The following is a 12,692-nucleotide window of genomic DNA, read 5'->3' on the forward strand; positions in this document are numbered from 1 at the left end:
TTCTTTTAAGTAGATTTAAATACCGAAAAAGTTGACGTTTATTTTAATGACGCCGGGGTTACAACTGCAGATATGCTAAAGTCTTAAACAAAGGGGCGAAATTAAGGTCGACAGTATAAAATGATCAAACTTTTTTATAAAAATTGTATAATACTTCACGTAGAATAAACCCGTTTTGATCAATCTTTTTTCAAAACGGGTTATTTAAATGTAACATAAAATGCGGTTTTGCGAGCGATTTTTGATTAAACTTTATTTCAAGGCTACAGTGGCAGGATCGCAACATGCGGGCATTAGAGAAACGCCATAAACTTCTAATTGTCAGCGTCACAAATAATCTTGTAGGCTAGGTAACCTTTCGAATATTAAAAAATTTTGTCAAAAGCCATACCCCTTCAGGAAAACCGAGTCCAATCTGCCATGCCCCAATTCCGAGAAGCTGGTATTCCGTTATTAGTTGCATCTTTTTCGCCATACTGCGGGAATCTTCAAACCACACAACATGCCTTTGTCCATGTTGGTCAACATAATAGAAATAGGGTGACTGATCTTCTTCTGAATAATTGATTACGGAGCCTTTGCTCATCGCGAGTTGGACTGCATTTTGATTGGATATTGCAGTGGCTAGGGTATCTGGGTTATATGGCAATTGCCAGTCATAACCATAAAGTGGTACGCCAAGCATAATTTTAGTACTATCCATCCTTTCCAAAGCAAACTCGATTGTTCGTTTTACTTCATCAATCGGGGCAGTTGGTCCGGGTTCGCTTCCCATGTGGTGCCAATCGTAGGCCATAATGAACATAAAATCTACCGAGGCGCCGATAGCCCCGTAGTCATACCCCCTTAACCATGGAATGTTTTCGCTCGTTTTCGGTGGAACGGCAATCGTAAGTAAAAAATTTTCTTGACTGAGCCGGTCGTGGAGGTTGCTTAAAAAAGTAGAAAACATATCACGGTCTTCTGCTTTGATTCTTTCAAAGTCGATATTTACACCCGCGTATCCTTTTGTCGAAACCAGCTTATAAATGTTATGAATCAGATTTTGCCTCGCGGAAGGGCTGTTTAACATTTGACTGGTTAATTCAGAACTAAAGTCGCTAGCTGTCAAGTTGGTAATTGTCGCAAGCGGGGCTGTATCACGAGTCCAGGCTGTTTCAATAGCTTTAAGTTCGTTTAATCCACTGAGAGAACCATCGCTTGAAATATGATATTCAAAAAATGAATAGTAAGTGGAATACGGAGCAAAATCGTTGATTAATGAAATGTCGACATCAGTCCCCGTAATGTAGATATAACTTAAGGTGGAGGCCACGTAATCTGGTAGTTTCGGAATAACCACTTCCCTACCGGGTTGCAAATCGCTCGGGCTTAATCCCGGATTGACATTAATTAACCTGTTTAAAGGGACATATGCCATTTGTGCGATTTCATATAAGCTGTCCCCCGGTTGGACGGTGTAAGTCACTTTATTAATTAGTAAAGCCTGGCCAGGAACGATATTTTGTGAGATTAACCCGTTGACGAGTCGAATCATATCAACTGAAATCCTATATTTTTGACTAATGGTATACAGTGAATCCCCCGGTCTAACTGTATAAACAAACAATCTTATCTTTCCCTTCTTTAAAAATGCAGATCCTTCTATACATCAAAATATTATTAAAATCGCTATACAATATATGATCACCTAGGTATTTGTGTTACACCAATGTGCTCCAGCGTTATTAAAATGAAGGAATTTTCATTAAGGGAAATATAGCATGTTCCATTTTTATATTGTATGATTTGTCATCATTAAATTAAAAAAATAATGTTTCGGAATACAATGTTCCTTTTACCGGAGAAAATGAACGTGGATTAAATGAATTGTAAAGCTTTGAGTGAATAAATGGCCCTTTTTATATAGAAAATAAAATACAGACGTAAACATGGAAGGTATTTTTGAACAAGTCAAAAAACTAAACGATTTCCACCAATTTTCTCCTTTGCGGATATAAGTATATATTCAAAAATAACCGGGCTTGGCCCGGTTATTTCTTCATCGAAATAAATTTGTTTTGGCAAGATCAAGTAGGGAATCGCCCCGTCCGTTTAAGACGGCCTTAAGCATCCAAAGACTGAAACCATTTGCCTGCTCCAGTGTAATCTTCGGCGGAAGCGACAATTCTTGACGGTTGACGACTACATCTAGAAGAACGGGTCCATCATGTTGAAAAGCCCTTTTGACATCCCTTTCAAGGTTGGCAGAATCTTCTATTCGAATTCCCTTAATCCCCATAGCCATTGCAACGTCTGCAAAGTTAGGATTATCAAGTTCTGTCCCGGTTTCTAAAGAACCGGCAGCCTTCATCTCTAGCTCTACAAAGCTTAGTGAACTGTTGTTAAACACCACAACTTTTACAGGCAATTGATGCTGCCTTAGTGTTAAAAGATCACCCATCAGCATGGTCAAACCGCCATCACCAGCCAAGGCAACCACTTGTTGATTCGGCATAGCAACTTGCGATCCAATAGCTTGCGGCATCGCGTTTGCCATTGACCCATGATTAAATGAGCCCAGAAGCCGCCGCTTACCGTTCATTTTTAAATAGCGTGCAGCCCATAATGTTGGCGTACCAACGTCACAGGTGAAAACAGCATCCTCGCTTGCAAGATCACTAACGATCTTTGTCAGATACTGCGGATGAATCAGTTTTTTACCCGGTTTACCTACCGCTAAGGAGTCAAGGTCCTCTCTAACATGCTTATAATTCTTCGCTGATTTTTTCAAGTGACTTGAGTCGTGATCATCAGTTAAATAGGGCAAGAGTGCCCTAACTGTATCCCCTACATCACCGCATACGCCATAAGTTAAAGGCTTCCTGCGGCCAAGATGTTGCGGGTCAATGTCTACTTGAAGGACAACAGCGTCATCCGGGTAAAACTGTCTATAAGGAAAATCGGTACCAAGCATCAAAAGAACATCACAATCCATCATGGCATGATAACCTGACGAATAACCAATAAGACCGTTCAACCCAGCAAAATAAGGGTTGTCATATTCAAGATATTCCTTCCCCCGAAGCGCGACAACCATTGGTGACTGCAATTTTTCACAAAGTGTCATAAGTGACTCATGCGCTCCAGCACACCCCGCCCCGCAAAGCAATGAAATCCGCTTTCCTTTATTCAGATAATCTGCCAGATGCTTCAGTTCTTCATCTGAAGGGTATACAACGGGTTTCGTATCATAGACAACATGTTCTGGAACATCGTTTTCGGTAATTAGTGCTGCAACATCCCCGGGGAGAACAAGGACAGACACCCCCTTTTCCGCAACTGCTGTCTGCATCGCCATTGTTAAGGCACGCGGCATTTGCTGCGAACTAGTTATAACTTCACAATAATGACTACAATCCTCAAAGATTTTTTCGGGATCCGTCTCTTGGAAGTAGCTGCTTCCAATTTCATCACTTGGAATATGAGCCGCAATTGCGAGTACCGGAATTCTGCTGCGTTCGCAATCATACAAGCCGTTAATAAGATGGAGATTTCCTGGGCCGCTACTCCCCGCACAGACAGCAATACTGCCGCTCACTCCTGCATCGGCACCAGCTGCAAACGCTGCGACTTCCTCATGCCGAACGTGAATCCATTCAATTTTCCCTGAACGGCGTATCGCATCTAGAATAGCGTTAAGAGAATCCCCTACAATGCCATAAATCCGTGTAATACCGGCATTCAGTAGTGCTTCAATAAGTGAATCTGATATTGTTTTCCGCATTTTTTCTCTCCTTCCATGTCTATTTTGCCAAACACTTATGTTAGGATCTATTACATTGCGTGTTTAATACCTTTTTTCACCAATATCCAATTAGCAGGATAGCTTGTAAGGAATCCGGGCATCATGGCGATTTGCATCATGAACCGGAAGATCACGGTGTTAGGTTCGGGCATTTCAACAAAAAATACAAAATAGGCAAGAGCCATCCACCCAAACATGCCGATTTCAAAAGCAATCAGCGACCATGTATCAGCAGCTTTTAGGGCATCTTTGATTGCCTTTCCGGGTTGATCATGTTTTTGAAATCCCATCCCGTAATATTGAAAGGCAATGCCAAAAAGAAAAGCCAGAATAAATTCCACTACGTAATCGGTTAACAGCATCGAACCTGCGATGAGAAAGCCTGAATAAAACACCAGAGGAGCGCCGATCATGTCACCGAGGGAACAGCCGCTGCTGCAATGCGTGGTAGAAACGAAAACGCTCTGCCAAAAGGGTTTTTTGCTGTGTCCATGATGGTGTATATCCCCATGATCGTGATGGTTCATGTCGCTGTGTTCATGGTGATCCATATGTTCTTCATGTTTCATGCTCATATCTATGCCGGATTCCATATTCATGTGATTCATAAGAAATAACTTCTAACCAGGTCATGTCATCATTCCTTTCATAAAATGTATAATGCTATCCGTATATTTTGACCTAGATAAACTTATCCTTCCCCCAGCCCTCCATTTTATTTAAAAAATGGTTTTCTCCAACACTCTCACTGATTGCCACCTTGAATATTGTTGGATGACTTCAAGCAGGTCACTTTCGACTGATTTTTTTATTTTATTAACCGCGCTTCTTTCGGATGTTAAATAACAGTAAATAACCTTATATTCAGTCTCTCAATGATTTGAGGGATAATTCTTTACATACATTACCTAGTATTATGAGAAGAATAAACAAGGGAAAGGAGTTGCATTTAAAATGAAATTCTTTAAAATTGTTGTCACAGCACTAGAACCAACAAAGATACGATTAGGGATACAATTATAGCGTTTTCCAAACAATAAAGCAGAAAGTTCCAATCTAATCTGGTAAATAGATTTTTCTTGTGTAGGAATTAAATGGATTAGTCGATTCCATTTTTTAAAGGAATGACTAATCTTATGATAGATCAGTCCATGGTAACACTGTTATAAACAGACAGGTATTTTAAATGGAATAAAAACAAAACATAGTAAAAAATTAAAAAGGAGAATGATACAGTGGGATTTTCGGTGAAATGGGATGGTAAGATGGCTTTTTCTAGTATTACACCATCTGGGCACGACATTAAAATGGATGCAGCCGAGAAGGTTGGAGGAGAGAATGGTGGAGCGCGGCCAACAGAATTACTACTAAATTCCGTTGCCGGATGTACGGGAATTGATATTATTTCGATCTTGCAAAAAATGCGTTTACAGCCTTCAAAATTCGAAATGAACGTTAAAGGCCGGAATGCTGAAGATCATCCAAAACGTTTTGTTGCGATTCACATTCATTATGCATTGGAAGGAGAGTTGCCAGAAGATAAGGTCATCCGGGCGATTCAGCTCTCCAAAAATAAATATTGCTCTGTTGCTCATTCATTAAGTGCGGAAATTACCGTTAGCTATTCAATTAACGGTACAAAGGGGAAAGAATCTATTTAGCGCCAAGAGCTAATAACATTGAAAAGAGCTGTTCATAATTGAACAACTCTTTTTTTAAATTATTTAACGACCAATGTTGATGTCATATCACTATGTCCCTGCCCACATGGAATACTGCAATAAATTGTATACTCTCCCGGTTTATCCGGTGTAAATGTTGCGTTACCGTCTCCTTCAATGTTGACATCAAAATCATCAATAGCAAGTCCGTGCATACCCTCATCACTAGCGAACGATATGCTACTTCCTCACCAGCTTTTACGGTGTATTCAGCCTGGTCAAATTCCCAGTTTGTTGCTTTAATGTCAAGCTCATTACTTACAGCAGTCTCTTCCGAAGTCCCATTGTTTCCGCTTGTCCGGTAGCACCATCATTTTCTGCCTGTTCGGTAGTATTACTATCGTCAGCATTTTCCGTATCACTACTATCAGTTCCACCACAAGCCGCAAGTACAAAGATGAAACCGAGGGCGATTATCACCAACAATCCTTTCTTCATGTAAACTCCGCCCTCGTTATTAAAATGGTGCAACCCTTTTCAGCCATTATGCTAGTTCATAAATGTCTGCTTTTTGTGTAGAAAGTGAGACATCTTTATGAACGAAGTATAAAGTATACGTTTCAGCAAACCAACAAGCATATTTTTTTTCAAGCAATGAATATAATATTTGCAGATGGAATGTAGGATGGTGTATATATGAAAAAAGAACCACCGGAGAATTAGAGAGCTATTACACTTCTTTTTTTAGGGGATGTGCAAAACACCAAAATGGAAATTTTTCGCTACTGACAGATGTATGGTACTGATTCAAAATTATTAAACTTTGTAGGGGGTATTTTAATGGAAGGAAGTTTATTAACTATTCTATCTCTAGGTTTTGTCCTTGGAATAAAACATGCAATTGAACCTGACCATGTCATAGCAGTTTCTACAATTGCCAGTAGAAGCAAGAAATTATGGAGGTCATCATTATCCGGTGCATTTTGGGGTATCGGTCATACGGCAACGTTATTTATTTTTGGAATTATACTTATTATTATGAAGGGGGAAATACCAGAAAAATGGGCAATGTCTCTAGAATTTTTGGTCGGAATTATGCTTGTGTTCCTTGGGATTTCCAGTATTCTTTCATTGAAGAAAATCCATGCCCATAAGCATTTTCATTCGCATAAAGGTATTACGGATCAAGATCACGTTCACCAACATAATAACCTGTCTTACATAAAATCAATGTTAATTGGCGTTGTACATGGATTGGCGGGAAGTGCTGCCATGGTTCTATTAACGATGAGTACAGTAGAAAGTGTTTGGGAAGGAGCACTTTATATTCTGATATTTGGTTTTGGAACAGTTGTGGGTATGCTAATTGCCACAACGATTATTGGGGTCCCCTTTGTATTTAGTGCTAACAAAAAAGGAGTCAATAGATTTCTCGCTCAGATCACAGGGGTAATCAGTATTGTATTTGGGATTTATTACATGTACACATTGGGAGTAACAGAAGGTTTGTTTAAATTTTGGATTTAAATACCAACATGCGTTTGTCAATTACTTGTTGCAATAGTGGTAAATATGTTATCTGGTTGATTTCATTCCTGACGCCAGTATGACTTTCTATTCTTCCCATTCCCCTTAGTGCTTTAGCAACTTTGTATCGTCAGGTATATAAGCAAACCAGAAACTTTCCCCTCTCGAATAGAATGTGCTAAGCCATTGCTATAATGCCTGAAAGTGCGATTGCTTTTTCCTCTGCTTCAGGTGAATGATTTGTTAAGGCATAGATAAATTGTTCATTAAACCCTGTCGAAGTTGCTACTTCTAAAAAATCTATCAGCTTTATTAGTGGTAGCACTTTACCAGAACGTCTTTTCCAGTCGATGGACATCTAACCTTCTTTTTCAGTGTTAACATATTCAAGTTCATTGATGTTTTCACTTACCCAAACGAAACGATGTAAATCAGTAATCGGTGCTTCGAAACATTAAGAATTAATTAAAATGATGCCAAAAGAAGTACATAAAATAGATGCCAATGGAAATAGTATCTGTAGAAGATTTGAATAGCACAGACCAAAATCATTGTTAAATCGGGGAAAAAGGTCCCTCTCGACGGTATGATTTTTAAAGGAGAGTCCACAGTTGATGAATCCATGTTAACGGAAGGGTCTCATCTTGTTGAAAGATAAACGGGTTGTTCAATTAAGGAAAAATTATCAAAGATTGATTAATATTCAAATAAACCTAATGGAGGATATGAAGTATGAAGAATGGGAAATTCACAGTATTTCTAATTTGTTTAATTACTGCTTTTGTTTTATCAGCTTGTGCTGGAAATAATGAAACAATACCTAAAGATAACGCAGACACGAAGAATGAGTCACATGAAAACATGGATAGGAATGAAGAAGAGTCTGATTCTATGGAAGAAGGAATGGATCATTCCAAGATGGATAATGACACGATGGAGGGGCATATGAGTCATGATGAAGTGGTGAGTTTAAACGACTCAACAGGGGAAAATGAATTGAAAATACCTCCTTTACTTGAAGACGAGAATGAAAAAGAAAGAGAAGTTGCATACACGGTTCGAGCCCAAAAAGGAGAGACTGAAATATTCGATGGTACTAAAACAAAAACGTATGGATACAACGGGGCATTTTTAGGGCCAGTGCTGCGTTTTAGTAAAGGTGATACGGTTAAAATCAGATTGATAAACGAGCTGGATGAGGACACAACTTTTCATTGGCACGGACTAGAAGTACCGGGGGCGGTAGATGGTGGACCGCATGCCAAGTTGAAACCAGGAGAAGAAGACATGGTCGAATTTAAAGTGATACAAGAGGCTGCAACATTATGGTTCCATCCCCATCCCGAGGGCTCAACTGCAGAACAAGTTTACAACGGACTTGCAGATTTAATATATATCGAGGATGACAATTCGAAAAATCTTGGCTTACCAAATGAGTATGGACAGAATGATATTCCCTTGATTTTTCAAGATAAAACATTTGATGATAAGAAACAACTGAATTACGATGCTGCAATGAATGAGGATGGAACAATCGGTGATACATTATTGATCAATGGGACGTTGAATCCGAAGTTGACTGTCAGGAAAGAAAAGGTTCGTCTTCGTCTATTAAATGGATCTAATGCGAGAAACTTTACTTTTAAATTGAATACTGGGGATTCCTTTGAGCAAATCGCAACAGGTGGGGGTCTATTGAATAAGCCAGTGACAATGAAAGAGATCACACTGACACCTTCTGAACGGGCGGAAATCGTTATTGATTTTTCAAAACTTACTGCAGAAGATGAGTTGGCGTTAATAAACAAGGAGGATGGATCTACCCTTTTACCGTTTGAGGTTTCCGATCAAAGTGGAAAGGATAGCAATATTCCCGAAAAAATGAATGATTTTTCAATTACAGAAGAAGAGATGAACTTGCCAGTTACAAAGAAAGTGGAATTCTTTGGAATGATGGACAAGGTAACGATAAATGGAAAGAAATTTGATAAGGATAGAATTGATTTCACGCAAAAACAAGGTGTCACTGAAGTGTGGGAGTTTTACAATAAACCGGATAAGATGGGAGGAATGATCCATCCAGTCCACATGCATGGAACCCAATTAAAAATACTTTCCAGAAACGGAGAAAAGCCACCAAAAAATGAGCGGGGATGGAAGGACAGTTTCTCACTAAAGCCGGATGAGACAGTGAAAGTGGCTGTGCAATTTAAGAATAAAGGCGTGTATATGCTTCATTGTCATATTCTTGAACATGAGGACAACGGCATGATGGCTCAGATAAAGGTGGAATAAATTTCAATCCAAAAATATGTGGTGATCGAATATAACACTAAAGATGGAAAAAGAAATATTAAAATAGCCAGTGTGATTAGTGGTCACGGTTCAACAATCAACAAAAGTATTCGATAAACCTGTTACTGGTACTTGTTTATAGCGACAGAGTACCGATTGCTGCGATCGGGTTATTAGCGCCCTGGTTAGCGGGAGCAGAAATTGACTTTAGCATCGCATCGGTTGTTTTAAAGGCATTACGCCGCTTACAACGTGTAAAATTACAAGCTTAAAAAGGGAATCCCTTTATTTACCAGTATTTGAGAAGGGGTAAAAATTTAAAGAAATTGAAACCAAGCAAGTTTGAAACGTTGGTAAAAGGCGAAGACAAACTGTAGTCTTGAAATTCACCGCAGGCTAGAGCCCGGGTTGCGGGACTGGCTCCAATTGTCGAAAATGTTGCAGACGAACTTGAAAACGTGTTATTTTATGATGTTGATGTCGACAACTCTTTGGAGTTTATGCAGCAATATTGCATGATGAGCATTCCGACTTTGATCCTCTTTAAAAATGGGGAAGAAGTTGATCGGATCACAGTACCTGAGCCAACTGAAGATACAATTATTACATTTGCCAAACAATAAACTAGCAAGGTCCAATTTGGTAAATGGAATTTTTGAACAAGAATGAAACAGATGAGTCAATTCCATTTTAAAGGAATTGACTTGTCTGTTGATTTGTATAGATTAAAGTGTTGCTTTATAACAAAACATAAGTTCAAATTAAAAAGGAGGCTGATATAAGTGGAATTTTCGGTCAGGTGGGACGGCAAGATGGCTTTCTCCAGTATTACACCATCCGGTCATGATATTAAAATGGATGCAGCTGAGGAGGTTGGTGGAGAGAACAGTGGAGCACGGCCAACAGAATTACTGCTGAATGCCGTTGCTGGGTGTACAGGAATTGATATTATTTCGATTGTGCAAAAAATGCGTTTGCAGCCTACAAGATTTGAAATGAATGTTAAAGGCTTGAGAGCAGAAGATCATCCGAAACGATTTACTACAATTCACATTCACTATGTATTGGAAGGAAATTTGCCGGAAGATAAGGTGGTTCGGGCAATTCAGCTGTCTAAAAATAAATATTGCTCCGTTGCTCATTCATTGAGTGCAGAAATTACCGTAAGCTATTCGATAAACGGTGCTGAGGGAAAAAAATCTATATAGCATTAATAGCTGAGGATTATTGTATAGTTATCCGTGTCTAAATTTATATTGCCTATATTACCTGAAACCGTTTTCGGACATAGGGGAAATAAAGGCATTTTTTTATTTAACGTGTCATTTCGCTCTGAAGGTTTGTTAATTTCACCCATATTTAATGTATATTGTTAATCTTAACAAGTTCTTAACATTCTCTCGACAAGTTCTGAAGATTAATTGTTTATATTATTATTAGCGATGAGCAATTCAAGTGATAAGGTCAACAATCGTTTTCTTAAATCATGATTAATTTTTTTCTCAAGCATCTAAGGGAGGTGAGACGTGTATGGAGAAATACAGCAGAAGAAAATTCATCTCAAATTCTTTAAAAGTAACGGCTGGTTTAGCAGTTGTTTCTATGGTCCCTATTGGAGTAACCCAATTTTTTAATCAAGATAGACTGGATACCGGAAATGTCTGGAAAGGTCTTATGAATTCAGGTCAAACTCCTTTACCTATACCTCCATTATTAGAAAATAAAAGCTCGATGCCAAATGTAGCAGAGTTTCATCTAAATGCTCAAATGTCAAAAAAAGAATTTATAAAAGGAAAAGAAACAAACACGCTAGGATATAATGGTGACTACCTAGGTCCTGTCATAAGAGTCAGGAATGGGGAAAAGGTTTCTGTAAAGGTAAAAAATAATCTTGATGAAGAGACTACTGTTCACTGGCATGGGCTTGAGATAAATGGGGAAAATGATGGCGGTCCACATAATATTATCAGGTCTGGTGAAACTTGGAATCCAACGTTCACCATTAACCAGCCAGCTTCTACCTTGTGGTACCATCCTCATGTGCTGCACAAAACAGGAGAACAGGTATACAAGGGGCTTGCTGGATTATTTTATATTGATGATGAAGTCACAGACAGCCTTAATATTCCGAAAGAGTATGGGGTTAACGATATCCCCCTCGTTATTCAGGATAAGAGGTTAGATTCCAGTGGTAAGCTTGAATATAACCTGGGAATGCATGATGTGATGATGGGCTTTAAAGGTGATACAACCCTCGTCAATGGTGCAATCAATCCTTACCTTGAGGTTCCAAGAGGAAAAATGCGCTTGAGATTATTAAATGGATCAAATGCAAGAATCTATGAATTTGTTTTTCGTAACAACCAAAAGTTTTATCAAATTGCTAGTGATGGTGGATTGCTCGAAAAGCCCGTAGAAATGACAAAATTAGTATTGAGTCCGGCAGAACGAGCTGAGATTATTGTTGATTTCTCGAAATATAAAAAAGGCGATGTAGTAGAGTTTACGAATCAGGGAACTGAATTGATGAAATTTGTTATAAAGGAAGAAAAACAAAAAGCCTCCAATATTCCAGGAAGGTTAGCTCAAATAGAAAGAATTGATCCCTCTCAATCAGTCAAAACCAGAAAATTTGTTTTTCAAGGTATGGGGTCTATGGTTAACATCAACGGAAAACAGATGGATATGAACAGAATTGATGAAGAAGTCAACCTAAACGCAACCGAAATTTGGGAGATATCCAATCCTTCTATGGGGATGATGAGGGGAATGGCTCATCCGTTTCACGCTCATGGGGTACAATTTCAAATTCTGGATCGTGACGGAAATCCTCCACCAGCTAATGAAGCCGGTTGGAAAGATACTATCCTGGTTAATCCCGGGGAAAAAGTCAGGGCAATTGCTACATTCAACCATTCTGGATTGTTCATGTATCACTGTCACATTCTCGAACACGAAGATGCTGGGATGATGGGCCAATTTAAGGTAAAGTAAAATACAAAACAAGAAAATGGTGGCAAATATTCCAGGGATGTTTGCCTATAAATAGCCGTTCGATATGTCGGTCTAGGTAAAATGATTACACGAGGGAGGTTGCAAGTATGATGTGGAATGATGGTGCAGATTGTTTTGGAGGTGGTTTCCCAATGATGTTTGGCGGGGTATTTATGTTCATATTCTGGGGGTTAGTCATCTGGCTAATTGTTGTGGCGATACGAAAACTGTCATCAAAAGATAAATCGAGCGAAGCTGACAATGCAGTTGAACTGCTCAGACAGCGCTACTCTCGGGGAGAAATTGATACAGAGGAGTACAGACAACGATTGCAAGAGCTGACAGATACAGATAAAATTTGATTATGGAGAACAAACCTTGATAAACTTTTATCAAGGTTTTATGTTTATTCCGCAAAAACAGTAATA

General features: G+C 38.9%; 14 protein-coding genes. 8 read left to right on the forward strand and 6 right to left on the reverse strand.

What is annotated here, in order from left to right:
* Positions 1-346: 346 nt before the first annotated feature.
* From CZ382_RS14585 to CZ382_RS14595, 3 genes are all read right to left on the reverse strand, one after another.
* Positions 347-1,609: a glycoside hydrolase family 18 protein gene (locus CZ382_RS14585; protein ID WP_088051920.1), complete on the reverse strand. Its 1,263-nt coding sequence runs from the start codon at positions 1,607-1,609 to the stop codon at positions 347-349.
* 432 nt (positions 1,610-2,041) lie between these two features.
* Positions 2,042-3,766, reverse strand: a complete 1,725-nt coding sequence (gene poxB, locus CZ382_RS14590) for a ubiquinone-dependent pyruvate dehydrogenase (RefSeq protein ID WP_088051921.1) — start codon at positions 3,764-3,766, stop codon at positions 2,042-2,044.
* A gap of 50 nt (positions 3,767-3,816) precedes the next feature.
* Positions 3,817-4,395: a DUF4396 domain-containing protein gene (locus tag CZ382_RS14595; RefSeq protein WP_088051922.1), complete on the reverse strand. Its 579-nt coding sequence runs from the start codon at positions 4,393-4,395 to the stop codon at positions 3,817-3,819.
* A gap of 627 nt (positions 4,396-5,022) precedes the next feature.
* Between CZ382_RS14595 and CZ382_RS14600 the strand changes: the two genes are divergently transcribed.
* Positions 5,023-5,448, forward strand: a complete 426-nt coding sequence (locus tag CZ382_RS14600; RefSeq protein ID WP_200809534.1) for an OsmC family protein — start codon at positions 5,023-5,025, stop codon at positions 5,446-5,448.
* 59 nt (positions 5,449-5,507) lie between these two features.
* Here CZ382_RS14600 and CZ382_RS24270 read toward each other — a convergent pair whose 3' ends face one another.
* Positions 5,508-5,663, reverse strand: a complete 156-nt coding sequence (locus CZ382_RS24270; protein WP_235000438.1) for a cupredoxin domain-containing protein — start codon at positions 5,661-5,663, stop codon at positions 5,508-5,510.
* Between the two features lie 103 nt (positions 5,664-5,766).
* Complete coding sequence (locus CZ382_RS24275) at positions 5,767-5,946, reverse strand: hypothetical protein (protein WP_088051923.1); 180 nt, start codon at positions 5,944-5,946, stop codon at positions 5,767-5,769.
* 342 nt (positions 5,947-6,288) lie between these two features.
* On the opposite strand from CZ382_RS24275, the gene CZ382_RS14610 reads away from it, so the two are divergent.
* Entirely contained in the window at positions 6,289-6,975 is a 687-nt protein-coding gene (locus CZ382_RS14610; RefSeq protein WP_088051924.1) for an urease accessory protein UreH domain-containing protein, read from the forward strand.
* Positions 6,976-7,153: 178 nt separating this feature from the next.
* On the opposite strand, the gene CZ382_RS14615 is transcribed toward CZ382_RS14610, so the two are convergent.
* Positions 7,154-7,333 (reverse strand): hypothetical protein, encoded by a 180-nt coding sequence (locus tag CZ382_RS14615; protein ID WP_088051925.1) that lies wholly within the window; start codon positions 7,331-7,333, stop codon positions 7,154-7,156.
* A gap of 228 nt (positions 7,334-7,561) precedes the next feature.
* On the opposite strand from CZ382_RS14615, the gene CZ382_RS24825 reads away from it, so the two are divergent.
* The 6 genes from CZ382_RS24825 (at position 7,562) to CZ382_RS14645 (ending at position 12,626) form a co-directional block, all read left to right on the forward strand.
* Positions 7,562-7,633 carry a hypothetical protein gene (locus CZ382_RS24825; protein WP_088053482.1) on the forward strand — a complete coding sequence of 24 codons (72 nt, stop codon included), beginning with the start codon at positions 7,562-7,564 and terminating at the stop codon, positions 7,631-7,633.
* A gap of 74 nt (positions 7,634-7,707) precedes the next feature.
* The gene (locus tag CZ382_RS14625) at positions 7,708-9,270 is read left to right on the forward strand and encodes a multicopper oxidase family protein (protein WP_088051926.1); all 1,563 of its coding nucleotides are present in this window, start codon (positions 7,708-7,710) and stop codon (positions 9,268-9,270) included.
* Positions 9,271-9,695: 425 nt separating this feature from the next.
* Positions 9,696-9,893 carry a thioredoxin family protein gene (locus CZ382_RS14630; RefSeq protein WP_407701324.1) on the forward strand — a complete coding sequence of 66 codons (198 nt, stop codon included), beginning with the start codon at positions 9,696-9,698 and terminating at the stop codon, positions 9,891-9,893.
* A gap of 159 nt (positions 9,894-10,052) precedes the next feature.
* Entirely contained in the window at positions 10,053-10,478 is a 426-nt protein-coding gene (locus tag CZ382_RS14635; RefSeq protein WP_200809535.1) for an OsmC family protein, read from the forward strand.
* 322 nt (positions 10,479-10,800) lie between these two features.
* The gene (locus CZ382_RS14640; protein WP_235000440.1) at positions 10,801-12,264 is read left to right on the forward strand and encodes a multicopper oxidase family protein; all 1,464 of its coding nucleotides are present in this window, start codon (positions 10,801-10,803) and stop codon (positions 12,262-12,264) included.
* Between the two features lie 107 nt (positions 12,265-12,371).
* A complete protein-coding gene (locus tag CZ382_RS14645; RefSeq protein ID WP_088051927.1) occupies positions 12,372-12,626 on the forward strand; it encodes an SHOCT domain-containing protein in 255 nt (84 codons plus the stop codon).
* Positions 12,627-12,692 lie beyond the last annotated feature (66 nt).

The organism is Virgibacillus dakarensis (assembly GCF_900155625.1).
Classification (GTDB): Bacteria; Bacillota; Bacilli; order Bacillales; family Amphibacillaceae; genus Lentibacillus_C; species Lentibacillus_C populi.